The 17139-nt window shown below is 41.9% G+C and carries 16 protein-coding genes; 7 read left to right on the top strand and 9 right to left on the bottom strand.

Translation table 11 applies throughout. The features are described 5' to 3' along the window. Nucleotides 1-173: 173 nt before the first annotated feature. On the bottom strand, nt 174-1769 hold the full coding sequence (locus HXT26_RS04205) for an aminopeptidase P family protein (RefSeq protein ID WP_422111931.1): 1596 nt from the start codon (nt 1767-1769) through the stop codon (nt 174-176). 278 nt (nt 1770-2047) lie between these two features. Here HXT26_RS04205 and HXT26_RS04200 point away from each other — a divergent pair, with 278 nt between their 5' ends. After that, nucleotides 2048-3505: a bifunctional folylpolyglutamate synthase/dihydrofolate synthase gene (locus HXT26_RS04200; protein WP_101885951.1), complete on the top strand. Its 1458-nt coding sequence runs from the start codon at nt 2048-2050 to the stop codon at nt 3503-3505. An 18-nt stretch (nt 3506-3523) separates the two neighbouring features. Here the strand turns inward: HXT26_RS04200 and HXT26_RS04195 are convergent, their stop codons facing one another. The 4 genes from HXT26_RS04195 to HXT26_RS04180 all read right to left on the bottom strand — a co-directional run bounded on the left by HXT26_RS04195 (nt 3524) and on the right by HXT26_RS04180 (nt 8254). Continuing rightward, nucleotides 3524-4252, bottom strand: coding sequence for an aspartate/glutamate racemase family protein (locus HXT26_RS04195; RefSeq protein ID WP_004573907.1), 729 nt, complete (start codon nt 4250-4252; stop codon nt 3524-3526). Between the two features lie 35 nt (nt 4253-4287). Next, the gene (locus HXT26_RS04190) at nt 4288-5529 is read right to left on the bottom strand and encodes a carboxylate--amine ligase (RefSeq protein ID WP_101885952.1); all 1242 of its coding nucleotides are present in this window, start codon (nt 5527-5529) and stop codon (nt 4288-4290) included. Between the two features lie 123 nt (nt 5530-5652). Next, nucleotides 5653-7449, bottom strand: a complete 1797-nt coding sequence (locus HXT26_RS04185) for a UDP-N-acetylmuramoyl-L-alanyl-D-glutamate--2,6-diaminopimelate ligase (protein WP_422111930.1) — start codon at nt 7447-7449, stop codon at nt 5653-5655. A 25-nt stretch (nt 7450-7474) separates the two neighbouring features. Continuing rightward, a complete protein-coding gene (locus HXT26_RS04180) occupies nt 7475-8254 on the bottom strand; it encodes an exonuclease domain-containing protein (protein WP_422111929.1) in 780 nt (259 codons plus the stop codon). A 149-nt stretch (nt 8255-8403) separates the two neighbouring features. Between HXT26_RS04180 and HXT26_RS04175 the strand changes: the two genes are divergently transcribed. Continuing rightward, nucleotides 8404-9081, top strand: a complete 678-nt coding sequence (locus HXT26_RS04175) for a sigma-70 family RNA polymerase sigma factor (protein ID WP_116971433.1) — start codon at nt 8404-8406, stop codon at nt 9079-9081. A 68-nt stretch (nt 9082-9149) separates the two neighbouring features. Here the strand turns inward: HXT26_RS04175 and HXT26_RS04170 are convergent, their stop codons facing one another. From HXT26_RS04170 to HXT26_RS04155, 4 genes are all read right to left on the bottom strand, one after another. Next, nucleotides 9150-9224 (bottom strand): 50S ribosomal protein bL37, encoded by a 75-nt coding sequence (locus HXT26_RS04170; protein WP_369803150.1) that lies wholly within the window; start codon nt 9222-9224, stop codon nt 9150-9152. 137 nt (nt 9225-9361) lie between these two features. Then, nucleotides 9362-9862 carry a Cys-tRNA(Pro) deacylase gene (gene ybaK / locus HXT26_RS04165; RefSeq protein WP_004105119.1) on the bottom strand — a complete coding sequence of 167 codons (501 nt, stop codon included), beginning with the start codon at nt 9860-9862 and terminating at the stop codon, nt 9362-9364. 176 nt (nt 9863-10038) lie between these two features. Further along, nucleotides 10039-11094: a type I glyceraldehyde-3-phosphate dehydrogenase gene (gene gap / locus HXT26_RS04160; protein WP_004573912.1), complete on the bottom strand. Its 1056-nt coding sequence runs from the start codon at nt 11092-11094 to the stop codon at nt 10039-10041. A gap of 372 nt (nt 11095-11466) precedes the next feature. Beyond that, nucleotides 11467-12264, bottom strand: a complete 798-nt coding sequence (locus HXT26_RS04155; protein WP_032835267.1) for a thiamine diphosphokinase — start codon at nt 12262-12264, stop codon at nt 11467-11469. A 299-nt stretch (nt 12265-12563) separates the two neighbouring features. Here HXT26_RS04155 and asnB point away from each other — a divergent pair, with 299 nt between their 5' ends. The 5 genes from asnB (at nt 12564) to xerD (ending at nt 17123) form a co-directional block, all read left to right on the top strand. Continuing rightward, nucleotides 12564-14450, top strand: a complete 1887-nt coding sequence (asnB, locus tag HXT26_RS04150; protein ID WP_004105112.1) for an asparagine synthase (glutamine-hydrolyzing) — start codon at nt 12564-12566, stop codon at nt 14448-14450. A 230-nt stretch (nt 14451-14680) separates the two neighbouring features. Beyond that, nucleotides 14681-15442 carry a translation initiation factor IF-3 gene (gene infC, locus HXT26_RS04145; RefSeq protein WP_012913964.1) on the top strand — a complete coding sequence of 254 codons (762 nt, stop codon included), beginning with the start codon at nt 14681-14683 and terminating at the stop codon, nt 15440-15442. After that, complete coding sequence (gene rpmI / locus HXT26_RS04140; RefSeq protein ID WP_004128670.1) at nt 15423-15617, top strand: 50S ribosomal protein L35; 195 nt, start codon at nt 15423-15425, stop codon at nt 15615-15617. Before infC ends, rpmI begins: the two co-directional genes overlap by 20 nt. A 68-nt stretch (nt 15618-15685) precedes the next feature. Beyond that, nucleotides 15686-16069 carry a 50S ribosomal protein L20 gene (gene rplT, locus HXT26_RS04135; protein ID WP_004105106.1) on the top strand — a complete coding sequence of 128 codons (384 nt, stop codon included), beginning with the start codon at nt 15686-15688 and terminating at the stop codon, nt 16067-16069. A 94-nt stretch (nt 16070-16163) separates the two neighbouring features. Then, complete coding sequence (gene xerD, locus HXT26_RS04130; RefSeq protein ID WP_422111928.1) at nt 16164-17123, top strand: site-specific tyrosine recombinase XerD; 960 nt, start codon at nt 16164-16166, stop codon at nt 17121-17123. Nucleotides 17124-17139 lie beyond the last annotated feature (16 nt).

Raw genomic sequence — 17139 nt, 5'->3', positions numbered from 1 at the left:
TGCTATATAAACAATTATGGTGCGCCCTTTCGATAAGTAACATGCGCAATGCGTGTTACGTTTCTATAGAGCGCACCATAAGTGCCATATTGCGTACGTTTAACTTAGCTTATGCTGGCGTACTATATTATTATTTCGTTTTATTATATTTTTCTATTATTTTGATTTGCTGCTTAATGTTGGAAAATATCACTTTTGTGAGCTTGTTCAGCCATCCATGCTTCTACATCATCGATTTGCTTTGGAATGTCAATAGAAAGCCATTCTGGACCGTTTTCAGTCATTAGCACATCATCTTCAATACGAATTCCAATTCCGCGCATTTCTTCAGGAAGCATCAAATCGTTAGCTGCAAAGTATAATCCTGGCTCAATAGTGAATATCATTCCTGGAGTAATTTTTGCGCCCTGATAAGACTCATAGCGTGCTTGTGCGCAATCGTGCACATCCAAACCAAGATGATGAGCAACGCCGCAAGCGTGCCAACGACGATGCTGTTGACCTTCTGGCGAAAGTGATTCTTCAACGCTAACTTTCAAAATTCCCCATTCGTGCAAGTGTTCGGCTAGAACGCGCATGCAAGCATGGTGAATATCGGAGTAGGTTGCACCTGGCTTAGCTGCCTCAAAACCGGCTTGTTGAGCGTCAAGAACGCACTGGTAAAGCTTCTTTTGCAAGTCAGTGAATTTGCCATTTGTTGGGAAAGTTCGTGTAATGTCAGCAGTGTAGAGGCTGTTAACTTCAACGCCGGCATCAATAAGTAGCAATTCTCCGCTGGAAACAACGCCAGTATTGCGCATCCAGTGCAAAATTGGTGCGTGCTTGCCTGAAGCAACAATAGTGTCGTAGCCTACTTCGTTTCCTTCCTCGCGAGCAACAGAATTAAAAGCACCCTCAATCATGCGCTCGGAATGCTCATGACCTAAAGCATTAGGCAAACGCGTAAGCATGCGGTCAAAACCAAGTTTTGTGGCTGCAATAGCTTTGCGCATTTCGCGAATTTCGTAGTCGTCCTTAAGCATTCGTGCTTCTGCAGCGAATTCGTGCAATTTGTCGTCTGCGCAAGTGTTTGCATCTTCATCAGTAAATCCACTTGCTTCGCGCATTGTTTCAACTTTTGCAGTAAGCTCAGGATCCGTTTCTCGAACAATTCGCACGCGAATGCCCTCACCATTAGCGTCGTCGCTTACATTCTTTGCAATAGCGTCGTCAAGTTCTGCAATATCGCGCGTTTCAATGCCGGTCATTGCTTTAAGTTCTTTTAAGCCTGCACGAGGGCCAACCCAATATTCTCCATAGTGAGGATCCTTGTAAAATGCTGAAGTGCTGTTATCTGCGCGTGGAGCTACAAAAAGCTCAGGCACATGTGTTTTTCCAGCCTTAGCTTCTTCGCCATCTTTGTTGACTGGCTCCATAACAAGCACAGCACCAGCCTCATAGTCTTGACCTAATCCAGTGTAGTAGGCAAATGTAGTGTCTGGGCGGAAAGCATAATCACAGTCGTTATTACGTACCTTTGGTTGTCCTGCAGGAATAACTAAACGTTCGCCTGGGAAACGTTTTGAAAGAGCCTCTAAACGAGCTGGAATATACCTACTAGATTCAAGAGCCTTAACTTCTGGCTCTTGGTTATCCCAGTTATTCGTCATAAAATCTTTAAAAGAATCACTGTTTGGACGAAGTGAACGGTTATTTACACGATCTTCTGTCTTTTGTGTTCCGTCAGCCTTTAGCTCTTCGCCGTGCTCAGTTGGCGTATATTCTGCCATTATGAGGCTCCTTAATTTTTGCTTGTTAATTTTTGCTTGCGCAAATTATACAAATAGTAAATAAACAGTCAATAAACTAACATAGTCTTATTTAGTGTTTTATGCGAGTTTTTTAGTGCAAAATAGCAAGATTTTATACGCAATTTACAAAGTGCGTTTAAAACGCTTTTGTCATGTGAATATTGTCACAACATATTTATATGCGTGTGTTGTTGGTATCAACTAATCTAGATAGTTGGAAAATGAGTGAGCGAGCGTAAAAATTAGGGGGAGTAGTTATGTCTATTGAAAATCCAAATCGCAATAATGAGCGAATTGTTGATATTGAACGCAATATTATGAGCCGAGCTCCAGAACATAATAAAACTAATCTCGACTTGGACCGCATGCGTCTTATTCTCGATATTTTAGGTCATCCAGAGCAGTCTATGCGTGTTATTCACATAACTGGTACGAACGGCAAAGGTTCTACTGCTCGAATGGCTGAGTCGATTTGTCGAGCATACGGTTTGCGAACCGGATTATATACTTCTCCACATTTGGAGCGCGTAAACGAGCGCATTATGATTGACGGACAGGAAATTAGTGACGATCAGTTCGTTGATGTGTGGGATCAAATGAAAGACATTATCGACATGGTTGACGCTCGCATGGAGGCTGACGGTAAGCCAAAAATGAGCTTTTTTGAAGTGCTTACAGCCATGGCAATTTGGGCTTTTGCGGATGCTCCTGTTGATGTTGCTGTTATGGAAGTTGGCATGGGTGGTGAATGGGATGCCACCAATGTTATGAATGCTGATGCTGCAATTATTGGGCCGGTTGATATGGATCACATGCAATGGCTTGGAAACACTGTTGAAGAGATTGCTCGCACGAAGGCTGGTATTATTAAGCCAAATTGCACTGTTATTTTGGGTCCTCAGCCGCATGAAGCTAAGGTTTTGCCAATTATTAAGGAAGTTGCGGAGCGCAATCATGCTACATTATTGCGCGATTCTTCTTATGGAGATGGCGAACTTGAAGTTGTGTCTCGTACTCCTGCAGTTGGTGGACAGGTTGTTACTTTGCGTACGCCTCTTGGCACTTATGAGGATGTTCCGGTTGACAAGTTTGGCAAACATCAGGCTCATAATGCTTTGGCAGCTCTTGCCGCTGCAGAGGTTGTGCTGCCTGTAAATGGTGCTTTGGATGGCGATTTAGTTGCAGAGGCTTTAAGCCAGGTTAAGGTTCCTGGTCGTATTGAGCAGGTTCGTACTTCGCCTACGATCATTATTGACGGTGGACATAACGTGAATGCTGCTGAGTCTCTTCGCGAAACTATTGAAGAAAACTATCATTTTGAGCAGCTTATTGGCGTTGTGGCAATGATGGCAGATAAGCAAGTTGAAGAATACTTGGGTGTTCTTGAGCCTATTTTGACGAAGATTGTTGTTACGCGTAATTCTTGGCGCGACCGTGTAATGGATCCAGAAGAGCTCGAAAAGATTGCTGTAGGCGTATTTGGCGAGGATCGCGTAATTCGTGTTGACGAGTTGCCGGATGCTATTCAAACTGCCGTTGATTTAGTTGATGAAGACGATGAGCTTGGTGTGGGCTATGGTCACGGAGTGCTTATTTGCGGTAGTTTCGTCACTGCAGGAGACGCGCGCACAATGCTTGTTGAGCACGTGAATCCGGATCTAAAAAAGCCAAAGGATCAGCGCGTAGCAATCCACCCAAATATTGACGAGTCCTGAAAATTAAGCCATCTTTTGCTACTTAATTCGCAAAGATTTAGCTTTTTCTACAGTATTTTTTACGAGTACTGCTTGAGCGTCAACTAACGGTATTTGCGGGAGAGGGAAAGCTTCATTAAGCACGCTTAATTCTGTGCAACCCAAAATAAGTGCGTCGCAACGGCACGCTCCTGCAGGATCGAGCATGTCGCTTAAAACGGACTCGTAACGGCGTAAATTAAGATCGCCTGTGCCTTTTACATCATCATAAATAAGCGATGTAATGCGTTTTTGTAAATCGTCGTCGGGTGCTACGAATGTGTATCCTGCTTCTTCTATAGCGCGCTGATACACTTCAGCTTTACGCGACCCTGCAGTACCTAAGAATCCAATACGGTTACATTTAGACTTTGGGTAACGTTTAGAAACTTCAGCTACAGCACCACGTGGCATATGCATAATTGGCACGTCGGTAAGTGCTTGGAACTTATCGTAAAAGTAATGCGCAGTATTGCACGTGAGCACAATAAATGAAGCACCCATCGCAGTTGCTTTAGCTATGTCGTCTGCAAGAGTAGGGAATGGGCTTTCGGATGATTCGCCAACAATATATGCTGTTCTATCTGGCACAGAAGCATCATTGAACACCACATAATCTAAAAACTCTTGATCATTATGCGCATGCGTTTCTTTGTTAAGTAAACGAATATAGCTTTCTGTTGCAAGTGTGCCCATGCCGCCAAGTACAGCAAAAAACGGACGTTTCATTGTCTCATATTCCCTTCAAAGTTACGTAATAATTTTCACGCTTTATTGCGGAAAAATTCTGCATAACGTCTTGTGTAAATTGAAAACATATGACGAATCATCAACCAGCGTAGCAGATTCATATCTTTTTTATATTCTAGCGTAGTGCCCCAATCGCCACGACGAATCATATTAAGACCGCGCTTCTTTTCATCGCCTTCTGCTACATAATTGCAAAATATCGATCGCGGAATCTCCATCCACAGCTTTTCTCCACGGCCGAACACAGTATTCCCGTCAAAAGGCTTATGGTCAATTAAATCTTCAACAAAATATTTAGCAATATTAAATCCGTTTAAAGTGACGAAATAGCTTGAACGTCCTTGACGTAAATTGATTTCAAAAAGCTTATATTTTCCGTCTCTCTCATCGTATTTCATATCAAAATTAGCTACGCCAACGTAATGTATATCTTCCAAAAATGCTTTAATATTTTGGAAAACTTCTTCATTGTAGTCTGGAATAATAGCTGCATAATTTCCGATTGCTTCTGGAGTTGGATCCTCTAGTAGAGGGTGTCCTAGAAACATCATGCGCACATGATGATTGCTATCAACGTAAGCATTTAGCACACGCATGCGGCTGTCGTCTCCAGGAATAAAGTCTTGCAAAATCATTTCGTCATCGTAGCCAGCTTTGTACGAGCGTTGAATAAGAGTATCAAGTTCTTGCGGAGTATTGATAATAAAAGCTTTTTTGCGTCCCTCAAAATCAATGTCAAGCCATTTAGTGCTATTCGCTGGTTTCATAGCAATAGGGAAGCTGAATGGCAAATCTTCATAAGCGTGCGCTGCTACTTCTTGAGCGTTTACAACTTTAGTTTTTGGATGAGGAAGATTGTATTTTTCACAAGTTTTATAGAATGAGCTTTTAAGGCTAAGCTGGCGATTGAGCGAATTTGGCAATGTGTGGAAAGCAAAATATTCGTGCAATTCATCACCGCATTGGCTTAAAAGGTTCGCATATACGTCGCCGCAAGGAATAAGCAGAAGCTTGGTATTAGGATGATCCTCATGCCATGATTTAGCAAAATTAAGCATTGTATTGCGGAATGTAGGAAGTTCTCCAAAGCCTGGAACAATTCTCACATCGACAATTTTGCTAAATTTCGTAGGTGAAAGTTGGAAGTGCGCAAAAGCAATTGAAGTAATGCCATATTCTTCATGGAATGCTCGAGCCATGCCATATGCGTTTATATCGCTACCGAGTAACACAGGTTGAAATCGTTGATTATTCATTTGTATCTTCTTCATTTGTTTTTAGTTTGTTTGTTATTTAGTTTGTTAGCTAGCTTGTTATTTAGTTTATGTAGTAATTGCGTTTATTTTATTCGTATATTTTCATACTTTCGCATAAGCGTATTACAGACCAAAAAGACGCTTTATTACGAATGAATCACCCTCATATGGCACATGCTTTCGTTTGTTTTTAATCCAACGTTCATCGCCCTTACCAATAGCAAGAAGAATGTTTAATTTTCCATTTTTTTGTTCGCTGTTTGCAGCATCGTTGTAAGCGTATTCTATTGCTTCAGCTCTGTCGATAATAATGCGTGAAGAAACATTTGGGTCCGTAACATAACTTTGCATATCCTCGCAAATATGCATTACGTCTTCAGTATCAGTATCTTCAGTAGTGAAAATAAACTGTTCTATGCGGTTTTGCGCGGCTTCAACAATTTCTTTACGGCGGTCGACAGCTTTATCTCCTGTGGAACCAGTTATTAGTGTGATTCGAGGATTAAATTTGCCGTAGCGTTCTTCTACAAAGTCAAGAACTGATTTTGTAGAAATGTAGTTATGCGCATAGTCGACAACTGCAATCATGTTTGAGTGCGTGTCTTTGAAAACTTCCATGCGTCCAGAAATTTTCACGTTCTCAATAGCGTGTAGTGCGTGTAAATCAGTATCCTGATTAATTCCCAATTCTCCTGCAATAGCGATCGCAGCTAAAGCATTTTCGTAGTTAAAATCTCCTGCAATAGACAATGCGAATTCGTCAATAGGGCAGTAGTGCACGTCTTCTTCGTAGTCGTTATCTTCATAGTCGTCGTCTTCGCTTGAGTCTCGCATAGCGATGCAGTGTGATTCACTATTTTCTACTGGCATTGCAATGTAGTCAGGAGTAAGTAATTCTGTGTAGTCATCATCGTTAGCAGGAGCGCAATAATTTATGCGATCGTCGTCAATATCATCGAAATTGTCATTTTCGCAAGCGTCGCTTTCTATTTCATCTTTTTTAATGCGAGCAAAAGTTGTTACGAGCACATTGTTGCGTTCTGCATCTTGTAAAAGAAGATCTGCGTGATCTGTATCAGAATTTAATACTAAACGCTTAGTATTTGCAATAATTTGTCGTTTGCAATACAAGTAATCTTCAAAAGTTGGGTGTTCAATAGGGCTAATGTGGTCTGGGCTAATGTTTAAGAATGCTGCAACATCGAATTTAAGACCATATACGCGATTCACCTTATAAGCTTGTGAAGAAACTTCCATAACAAGATACTTCATGCCGTTATCTACAGCTTCGCGCATCATTTTGAAAGCATCAAAACTTTCAGGAGTAGTTAAATTAGATTCAACGTAATTTTTTCCGTCTACGCAATTATCTACTGAAGAAAACAGTGCTGCTTTACCGTGCGAATGGGAGTTTAGAATAGCGTGAGTAAAGTAGGCTGTAGTTGTTTTGCCTTTAGTTCCAGTAATTCCAACAATAGTGAGTTTTTCTTGTGGATTTCCAAAGAATGCTGCTGCAAGCACGCTCATTGCTTTTTTAGCATCCGTAACAATTAAACCAACAGCTTTTGTGTATTGTGCGTAGTTTTGTTCAGCAACATATGCAGCAAGTCCTTTGTTGTCTGCATTTAAAAGATATTCCGACTGAAAATTGCCTTTAATAAACAGAAGTGTCCCAGGTGTAATATCGCGAGTATCGTAAGTTGCGTTAGTAAAGCACTCATCTGCATCAATATTTGGGAAATAATACGGATTTAAAGACCATATTTCATTGCGAGAATGAGTAGAGTCTACAGTTTTTTCTTTAGTATTAGCACTATTAGTATCTTCTGCGTTACAATATTGAATCATTTCGCGTAACAAACCATAGTGTTGCAAAATTTCACTTGCGTTTGCTAGTGACAACGTGTTATGCATGATCATAATTTACTTCTTTTCGCCAAATGTTTTATAGCCATGTTCCAGTAATAGGCTCACGTCCGTGAGATTGCAGCCATTGATTGAAGCTATCTCGCCAATTAATATAAGCTTCGCGCTGCCAATCCATCATAGTATTCAGCCTCATGCAACTTACTGACTCATATAGTTTGCTCATTGGAGCAATCAAATCAAGAGCTGCAACTGTGTCTGCTGTAGCATCGTGGAAATCTCCGATTGGTTCAACTCCATAAAATTGAGATGTAATAGTGAGAGTACGCTTGCCGGATCTTCTAGAAACAGCTCTATCGATAACAAGAGGATCAACAGTAAGAATGTCATTAGCGTTTAGTGCATGTATTGAACAAGTTGCGCGTTCTTCTAGCGCAGTAAGATGCCAACGCTTCAAGTCGTGACGTAACATTGCAATATCAAATGGAGCGTTATAAGCAAGTAGTGGAATATTCTTAGCTTGAGCCATGCTTACTGCGCGTGCAAGGAATTCAAGTTCTTCTTCAGGCTCTCCGCCGTGTTCTTGAAGGTATTCGTCTGTGAAACCATTTACTTCGCTTGCCTTAGGATTCATAGGCTGATGAGGGTTAATTAACCAAGTTGATACCACATCTCCATCGTGAGCTAGTTCAGGATTGCGTAATACTAGAGTTGCAGAAACAATGGCATCTTTACCAATATTTGCACCTGTAGTTTCAGTGTCGAAACCAAGTAACCATGATTCAGCAAGTAATGTATTCTCATCTTGCTTAGGTGCTAAATCTAAAGCATTTAACAATTCTTGAATATGAGTTGGCATAGTCACAATACTACCGCAATGTCACGCAATGTCACACTATGCCGCGCTGCATTATTGTGCTGCGATGTGTTATCATCTCGCGCTGCGCTACACTATGCAACACGACAAATTAGTAGCTATATGTGCAAAGTAAAAGTATTATTGACTATATGAGTGAGCAAATCGAGAAGACAAATGTTATGTGCTCTAAAAGCGTAAGAGCTAAAAAACAAAGTGCAAAAAAATGTAATGCTCGCTTATTTAGTGATCGTTTAGTAGATACTAAGCAAAGTTCTGCAATGGAAAGTCGACGCAAAAGATTTGAACAACTTGTATCTACTTGCGTTGATCCTTTGTACACTCAAGCTATGCGTCTTACGCAAAATGCGCAGGATGCGCAAGATTTAGTGCAAGATACTTTTGAGCGTGCTCTTAAATCTTTTGAAACTTTTCAGCCTGGCACAAATTTTGCTGCCTGGATTAACAGGATTGAACGAAATTTGTATTTTAATCAGTACGCGAAAGCAAAACGAAGCCCTAAACGTGCTAACGATGAAACTGGCGACTACAATGATTGGGATATCTATGAGGCTTCTAATCATTGCGCAAAAGGGATGCTTTCTGCTGAACAAGAATATTTAGAAGGGTTTGCTCCACAAGAGATTATTGCTGCGCTTAGTAAGTTGCCGCCTGAGCGTAGAAAAGTTTTTATTGAAGTCGCTATTCGAGGTAAATCTTATAAACAAATTGCCCAAGAAGAAGGCGTAAAAATAGGAACTGTTATGAGCAGACTTAACCGCGCTCGCATGCAACTTAAACGTGAGCTTTCTGATTATTGTGGTGAATAAAAGTATGCTAAAACGAAAAAGCCCACGATTGACGTGGGCTTTACAGTATGTATAAGCGAATTTATAGCTTAAGCATTTGGCCTTTTGCCATGATTCGCTGCTTTTTTACGACGCGCCTTGCGCTTGCGGCCACGCATACCCATAATGCACTCCTTAACGATTAATGAACAACCTTAGGGATTATCGCACGTTGCCAAGACGTTATATTTGTCAACGTACTAATCTCGTGCGAGTAATCACTTGTTAGTAACAATATTTGCAGTAATAAAGCTTATGTTGCTTATGCTGCTATATCAGCTACAGTTGCGTTTAATAATGTTACGATATCTTGAGGATTAAGAACTACGTCCAATCCTCGTTTTCCTCCAGAAACAAGAATCTCATCAAATTGCATTACGCTACTATCTAGTACTGTTTCATGGTGCGTTTTTTGTCCGAATGGTGAGATTCCGCCAACTACGTAGCCGCTTTCTCGTTGCGCAACTTCTGGGCTTGTCATACTTGCTTTCTTTGCGTGTACTGCTCCTGCAATTGCTTTCATATTGAGACGTCCGTTTACTGGAACAATTCCAACTACTCGCTTTTCACCAGTGTCAACCATAAGAGTTTTGCAAACTTGAGCTGCGCTTACGCCTAGCTTCTCAGCAGCCTCAATTCCATAGCCGTCGTCCATGTGATCAGCGTCATGCTCGTATTGCGCTATGCGGAAGGTGATGCCTGCGTTTTCGAGTTGCGCAATAGCTGGAGTTGCTTTTCCGGTTTCTGCATGTTTTTTACTCATTTTGTTACCGTGCCTTATACTCAACTGTCAAATTGTGTTACATGATATGCTATACCGACTGTTGACTTAGTGTATATTAAACATATAAACCCCTTGTGGAGCTTAGAAAGCAGCACAAGGGGTTTATATATTAAATATTCGCACAACCAGCTATTGCTGATTGATGCTTAGCGAAATCACTCGGAGATTTCAGCGAAGTAAAGAAGAGTGCGAATCATGTTGGAAGTGAAGCCGTACTCGTTGTCGTAGAAGGTAACGGTACGAGCCAAAGTTACACCGTCAACAGTGTTCACGTCGGTCTGAGTTGGATCGAAAACGCCACCGTGGGTGTCGCCGATGATGTCAGAAGACACGATGCTGTCTGCATTGTAACCGAAGTACTCGCAGTTTTCGAAAGCCTTCTTGAAAGCGTCGTTAATTTCTTCAGTGGTTGCTGGCTTCTCAAGAACAGTGGTCAACTCGGTAACAGAGCCGTCTGGAACCTGAATGCGCTGTGCGTGACCCTGGAGCTTGCCGTTAACTTCTGGCACAACCTTGCCGATTGCCTTAGCAGCGCCGGTGGAGTGCTCAATGGTGTTGCAAGCTGCGGAACGGTTATTGCGTGGCTTAGAGCCGCGTGGACCGTCGAGAATCATCTGAGTGCCGGTGTAGGCGTGAATTGTGGTCATGAAGCCGGACTTGATTCCCCAGTTGTCTTGAAGCAACTTCACCATTGCAGCCATGGAGTTGGTGGTGCAAGAACCAGCGGAAACAATGTTGTCAGAAGCCTTCAAGATTTCGTGATTAACGCCGAACACAACTGTTGGAGTGGTTTCATCCTTAGCAGGGGCAGAAATAAGAACCTTCTTAGCACCCGCGTTCAAGTGAGCCTGGGACTTTTCTGCAGAAGTGTAGAAACCGGTGCATTCGAGAACGAATTCAACGCCATCGTTCTTAACCCATGGAATGTTATTTGCGTCTTTTTCGGCGTAAACCTTGTAAGTCTTGCCATCTACAACGATTGCGTCTTCGGTGGAGGTTACCTCAACTGGGGTGCCGTCATCGTGGCGGAATGTGCCGTGGGTGCTGTCATACTTGAGCAAGTAGGCGAGCATCGAAGGGGTGGTCAGATCGTTGATGGCTGCGACTTCGATGTCACCTGCTTGACCGCCGCGAGCCTGAAGCTCAAAAATACGACGGAATGCGAGACGACCGATACGACCGAAACCATTAATACCAATCTTGACTGTCATGTGGTTCTCCCTTGAGTGAGACCTCGTGCGCAACGTTTTAAGTCGCGCTATTTTCGCGATGAAAACTCACGCATTTAGGTCATCGTTATTTGAATTAACGGTGTTCATTTTAGTGTGCGGTATGTACGAAGAGTTGTAATATAGCTCACTTTTATTGCAATCATGCACTATGAGAACAGTGAGCGTTAACATGCTGTGTTTTATGAGTGTTTTTGTGAATTTTTTGATAGTTTCCAGTTGCGTTTTTGCATAACATTTTACGAATCAATATTGTTCAATTGAACAACGAGTGTAATTTTAAAAAGAAAAAGGCTGACGAGTTTTTCAAGTAAAAGAACCTCGTCAGCCATTTGCATAAACTAAAGTTTGCGCCTATTCGTTATACGTCATTGCTTCAGCAGCTGCAGTAGTCGAATATGTTGGAGTAGTCTCGCTTTCAAGAGGAACTGCTAATGCCTCAGATATAGAAGTATCGACTTCGCCTAAATCTCCAATTGGTCTTTTAAACCAGCTCACCTGTGGTAATGGAGCATTAATAGGGAATGTTACAATAAGTGTTCCTTCATGAACGTCAATATGAGCAGGCGTATCATTTAATAATTCGTTACTTAAACCTTGTACTGCATCTCCATGCATGGTTGCGTGTTTAAGCTGATACTTTAATCCAACTTCATTTACATCATTAGAAACTGGAGTATGAGAAAAAACGGAAACTATGCGCAAATCATCTCCAGATGATGCTGGAAAATCAAGAGATCCATCATGTATTGCTGTAACAATTTGACCGTCGCCGTACAAGAATCCAATTCCGCCGCGGCGCGCTAAACGAACCATAAGTTGAATATTAGAAATAGTATGGTCAACTCGACCACCTAATCCTCCAAAAATATGAAATTCTCGAGCGCCTTTAGCCCAACCGACTTTCAACGCAGAAAGTAAGTCAGGATCATCTTTTTCTGCAGGCAATCTAGTAATAACTGCATCAGTAGGAAGTTTTAATCTAACAGAGTCAAAATCGCCGATGAGCGCATCCACATGCAAACCTAATTTACATGCATGATCCCAGCCTCCATCAGCTGCAATTGTTAAAGCGCGATCTGGCACATGTTCACGCGTATGATCGTAATAATCTCCTGCTGCTAATACTACGCAGCGTTGCAAAGGTTCCATAACAACATAATAACGCTGCATTTGTACTGATGACATACATTTATAACAAGAGTTTATAAGCGTAGTGTCAATCAACATTTGACTACGTTTTATGCCATTTTTCGGATTTGATATTAGCGCATTTGATTGTTTTTATTCCGGCAAATACAGGAATTTTTAGACTAATACTCGCTTAACATAAAGTGCTTGGTGTAGTATTGCATGGCAAGTTAGATTTTCCAAGTTATTATGGATTTTCGTTAATTATTTGCTAGTAGACTAACGTAATGCTGTGTTGTATATTCTACGAGGAGAAATAAATGTGCGGAATTGCAGGGTTCATTAATGACACCCCAATTAACGTCAAAAGCCAAATTGTAAAAGATATGACAGATGTGATTGCGCATCGTGGTCCTGACGAATATGGAACTATGATTGACGAACATGCAGCACTCGGTTTTCGTCGACTTAGCATTATAGATCTTCACGGTGGATCCCAACCTATGTACAACGAGGATGGGAATCTTGCAGTTACTTTCAATGGTGAGATTTATAACTACAAGCCACTTCGCGAAGAACTTATTAAAGCTGGTCACACTTTCCACACTGATTGCGACACAGAAGTATTAGTGCACGGCTACGAAGAGTGGGGTAAAGGCTTACTTAATCGTTTACGCGGAATGTTTGCATTCGTTATTTGGAACAAAAGTACTCAAGAATTGTTCGGCGCTCGCGACCATTTCGGTATTAAGCCTTTTTATTATGCGCAAATGAATGGTACTTTTATGTACGGATCCGAAATTAAATCTTTACTGCGCCATCCAGATTTTAAGAAGGAGCTTAACGAAAATGCGCTTAAGCCGTTTATGACATTCCAATATCCTGCAATTAACGAAACTTTCTTCAAGGGCGTTTTTAAGCTGCGTGAAGGTAATTGCTTTACGTATAAGAATGGCGAAATGAAGATTGAGCAATATTACGATCCTAATTTCAAAGAAACAAAGCAACGCTTGAATGAATTAGTTGATTCTATCGATAAAACAGTTTGTGATTCTGTTCAAGCTCACCAAATTGCGGATGTTGAAGTTGGTTCGTTCCTTTCTTCTGGAGTTGATTCAAGTTATGTTGCAGCTGTTGCACGCCCTGAACACACATATTCTATTGGTTTTGCTGGTGGAAGATACAATGAATCCAAACAAGCAAGCGAATTGGCAAAAATTATTGGCTTAAACAATAAATCTGAAATTATTGACGCTGCTGACGCATTCCGTTATTTCCCACAAATTCAGTGGTATTTGGACGAACCTGATTCTAATTTCTCTTGCGTCCCATTATTCTTCCTTGCAAAATTAGCTTCGCAAGATTTACGCGTTGTGCTAAGCGGTGAGGGAGCAGATGAATTATTTGCAGGATACATTGATTATGGTGTTCATACGCGTTCTAAACTTATTAAAGTTGTGACTCGCATGCTTGCAAAGTTGCCAAAAAAGTTGCGTTACGCGATTGGTCGAGCTGCAAAGGGTAAGCATTTCCACGGAGCGTGGCATTTGTACGCTAATTTGGCTCCAGCTGAGGAGCATTTTATCGGTCAGTCAAAGGTTTTCAATGAGGAAGATGCTGTAAAACTTTTGAAACCTGAGTATCGCAAAGGTCCTAGCGTTCGCAGCATTGTCGATGCTATTTACAATAGAATTGCTGGTAAGGGACTTTCTGAAGTGAAGAAAAAGCAATATCTCGATATGCATCAATGGATGCCAGGAGATATTTTGCTTAAGGCAGATAAAATGACTATGGCACATTCTTTGGAGCTTCGCGTGCCTTTGCTTGATCGTGTTCTTATGGATGTTGCAGAAAAAGTTCCTACTAAATATTTAATTACTGATGAAAATACGAAGTTTGCTTTCCGACAAGCTGCGTCCCGTCATTTGCCAAAAGCTTGGTATGACAGAGAAAAGCTTGGTTTCCCTGTGCCAGTTAAGGATTGGTTGCGTGAGGAACGTTTTTATAAGATTGTTCGTAAGACGTTTGAAAGTGACGATGCTGCTAAATTCTTCGATAGAGATGCTTTACTTCGTATGATTGACGATAATTATGCAAAGAAAAATGACGATCGCCGTAAGATTTGGACAGTTTACACATTCCTGACTTGGTATGATGTGTACTTTAATCACGATGGATTGAAGCCTGAGCCAATGCAGTTAGCGTAGAAATCGCATAGTTCTAGCTTTGATTTGTGGCAGTCAAAACACGTTTCGTGTGTTGACTGCCTTTTTGTCAAGGCTTCTAGTAGAATAGATATTCGGCTTGAGTAATCAAGAAAGTGGGATGTCCCCACCTGGAAGCCTACTGTGGTTTCGGGTTCATGACTTCGGTCACGCAAGTTAGCTTCTTGTGCTGCTTGCTGCGCTGTTATATAGCGTTTTATTGATATGAAGTAGTGAATCTTAAGCTCTTGGACTTCTTGGTGTATTACATCTTACAAGTATTTAGAAGGATTGGAGTCATCATTAGCGACGAACCACGCATTAACGAGGAAATTCGAGTCCCTCAGGTGCGCCTTATTGGTCCAAAGGGCGAGCAAGTGGGAGTTATCGCAACCTCTGTCGCGTTAAACCTTGCAAGGGAAGCTAACCTCGATCTTGTCGAAGTTGCGCCTACTGCTAAGCCTCCAGTAGCCAAGCTTATTGACTACGGTAAGTACAAGTACAACGAAAAGATTAAGGCTCGTGAAGCACGTCGTAATCAAACCGTCGCAGAGGTTAAGGAAATTCGTTTCCGCCTTAAGATCGACGATCACGATTTCGATGTGAAGAAAGGTCATGTGCTTCGTTTCTTGAACGGCGGAGACAAGGTAAAAGTAACTATTATGTTGCGTGGCCGTGAGCAATCTCGTCCGGTTGGTGGCGTTGAATTGTTGCGCCGACTTGCAGATGAGGTCTCTGAAAGTGGCACAGTAGAGTTTGCGCCAAAGCAAGAAGGTCGAAATATTATTATGACTCTTGCTCCAAAAGGCAAGAAAATTCATACACAGTCTGAGCAACGTCGTCGTGGCGCTGAATCTCGCGCTGAGCGTCAAGCTCGTCAGGCTGCTCGTCTTGCAGCTAAGCAAGAGGTTCAGTCACAAGCTGCAGCTGCAGTAAATGCTATGCAATCCGATCAACATCACAAGGAGGGCAGCAATGCCGAAGATGAAAACTAATTCCGCAGCGTCCAAGCGCGTTCGTCTTACCGGTACCGGTAAGGTGATGCACGATGGTAGCGCCATGCGCCACAACTTGGAGCACAAGTCGGCTCGTAAGCGTCGTGCTCTTTCTGAAGATAAAGTATTGGCTACTGCGCAGAGCAAGAAGCTTAAGGGCTTGCTCGTTAAGTAAGTAACAAGTAAGAATTGCTTGTAAACGAATACGCAATCGAAAATTTTTAAGAAAGCTGAGGAATACTTATGGCACGAGTAAAGCGCGCAGTAAACGCTCACAAGAAGCGTCGCGTTGTTCTTGAGAGGGCTTCTGGCTACCGCGGTCAGCGCTCCCGTCTTTATCGCAAGGCAAAGGAACAGCTGCTCCACTCATTCACTTATAACTTCCGCGACCGCAAGGCTCGCAAGGGTGATTTCCGCAAGTTGTGGATTCAGCGCATTAACGCAGCAGTTCGCGCTGAAGGCATCACCTACAATCGCTTCATTCAGGGCTTGCACTTGGCAGGCATCGAATTGGATCGTCGTGCTCTTGCTGAGCTCGCAGTTTCCGATATTGAAGCTTTCAAGGCTGTTGTTGAAGCTGCTAAGGCTGCGTTGCCAGCTGATGTAAACGCTCCAGTTGAAGCCTGATTTTGCTTTAATAGAGTTCTATTTTAAGCCCACCAATTTAGGTGGGCTTTTTCTTTTAAATCAACAAATTTACTTATTAGCTATAATTATTTTTATGCGCTCAAATCTTGATTCTGACAATAGGAAAAATAATATTCCTGAAGAGTTTGCACTTCATATTCAACGCTTTATTGCGCATATTGATATTGAGCGTGGTCTTTCTAAAAAAACAGTATCTGCATACGCTTCAGATTTGCAAGATTACACATGCTGGCTTTACGACGAACGAAAAATAAAAGATATTACTACTATTTCTCAATTAGATATTGAATCATATATTCGAACTTTGAATGAATTAGGGTTGGGGACTAGGACAGTTGCGCGTCGACTTGCAAGTATTCACGAGTGGCATCGCTTTATGCTTGCTCATGGTGACATACAAGCTGACGTTTCAGCGCAAGTAAAAGCTCCAAAACAAGCAGACTACTTACCGGATGTTTTAAGTATTGAAGAAGTAAATAGAGTTATTGAAGCTGCAGGGAATTTTGGAAGTTCCGATGCTATTTCGATTAGAGATACTGCGCTTCTCGAGTTTTTATACGCTACTGGAGCGCGAATTTCGGAAGCAGTTGGCGTAAAATTCGAAGATATTGATTTAAATGAGTCCGTTGTAAAACTTACAGGTAAAGGCTCTAAGCAGCGTTTAGTTCCGATTGGTGGGTGTGCTGTTCGTGCTCTTCGTAACTATATGGAGAAATCTCGCCCAGAATTAGCGTCCAAGGGCAAACGTGAATTGCACACAATTTTCTTAAATAAGAGAGGTAATGTACTTTCTCGCCAATCAGCATGGGCAATAGTAACGCAAGCTGGCGAGCGTGCAAAACTTGACAAACCATTGCATCCGCATACGCTGCGCCATTCTCTTGCCACGCATCTTATTGCAGGTGGTGCTGATGTGCGCACAGTTCAAGAGTTACTTGGACATGCTTCAGTTACAACAACTCAAATTTATACGCATATTAGTCCTGACGCATTAGTTGAAGCTTACGTAATGAGTCATCCTCGAGCTAAATAATTTTATGCTCAGAGTT

The organism is Gardnerella sp. DNF00497B (assembly GCF_049262725.1).
Classification (GTDB): domain Bacteria; phylum Actinomycetota; class Actinomycetes; order Actinomycetales; family Bifidobacteriaceae; genus Bifidobacterium; species Bifidobacterium leopoldii.
This window is presented reverse-complemented; position numbering and strand designations above follow the sequence as displayed.

Excerpts from the sequence above, each read along its gene's own strand:
- rplT (WP_004105106.1), top strand. The coding sequence starts at position 15,686 with ATGGCACGAGTAAAGCGCGCAGTAAACGCTCACAAGAAGCGTCGCGTT.
- HXT26_RS04195 (WP_004573907.1), bottom strand. The coding sequence starts at position 4,252 with ATGAAACGTCCGTTTTTTGCTGTACTTGGCGGCATGGGCACACTTGCA.
- HXT26_RS04155 (WP_032835267.1), bottom strand. The coding sequence starts at position 12,264 with ATGGAACCTTTGCAACGCTGCGTAGTATTAGCAGCAGGAGATTATTAC.
- xerD (WP_422111928.1), top strand. The coding sequence starts at position 16,164 with ATGCGCTCAAATCTTGATTCTGACAATAGGAAAAATAATATTCCTGAA.
- ybaK (WP_004105119.1), bottom strand. The coding sequence starts at position 9,862 with ATGAGTAAAAAACATGCAGAAACCGGAAAAGCAACTCCAGCTATTGCG.
- gap (WP_004573912.1), bottom strand. The coding sequence starts at position 11,094 with ATGACAGTCAAGATTGGTATTAATGGTTTCGGTCGTATCGGTCGTCTC.
- HXT26_RS04200 (WP_101885951.1), top strand. The coding sequence starts at position 2,048 with ATGTCTATTGAAAATCCAAATCGCAATAATGAGCGAATTGTTGATATT.
- HXT26_RS04180 (WP_422111929.1), bottom strand. The coding sequence starts at position 8,254 with ATGCCAACTCATATTCAAGAATTGTTAAATGCTTTAGATTTAGCACCT.
- rpmI (WP_004128670.1), top strand. The coding sequence starts at position 15,423 with ATGCCGAAGATGAAAACTAATTCCGCAGCGTCCAAGCGCGTTCGTCTT.
- asnB (WP_004105112.1), top strand. The coding sequence starts at position 12,564 with ATGTGCGGAATTGCAGGGTTCATTAATGACACCCCAATTAACGTCAAA.
- HXT26_RS04205 (WP_422111931.1), bottom strand. The coding sequence starts at position 1,769 with ATGGCAGAATATACGCCAACTGAGCACGGCGAAGAGCTAAAGGCTGAC.
- HXT26_RS04185 (WP_422111930.1), bottom strand. The coding sequence starts at position 7,449 with ATGATCATGCATAACACGTTGTCACTAGCAAACGCAAGTGAAATTTTG.
- HXT26_RS04190 (WP_101885952.1), bottom strand. The coding sequence starts at position 5,529 with ATGAATAATCAACGATTTCAACCTGTGTTACTCGGTAGCGATATAAAC.
- HXT26_RS04175 (WP_116971433.1), top strand. The coding sequence starts at position 8,404 with ATGAGTGAGCAAATCGAGAAGACAAATGTTATGTGCTCTAAAAGCGTA.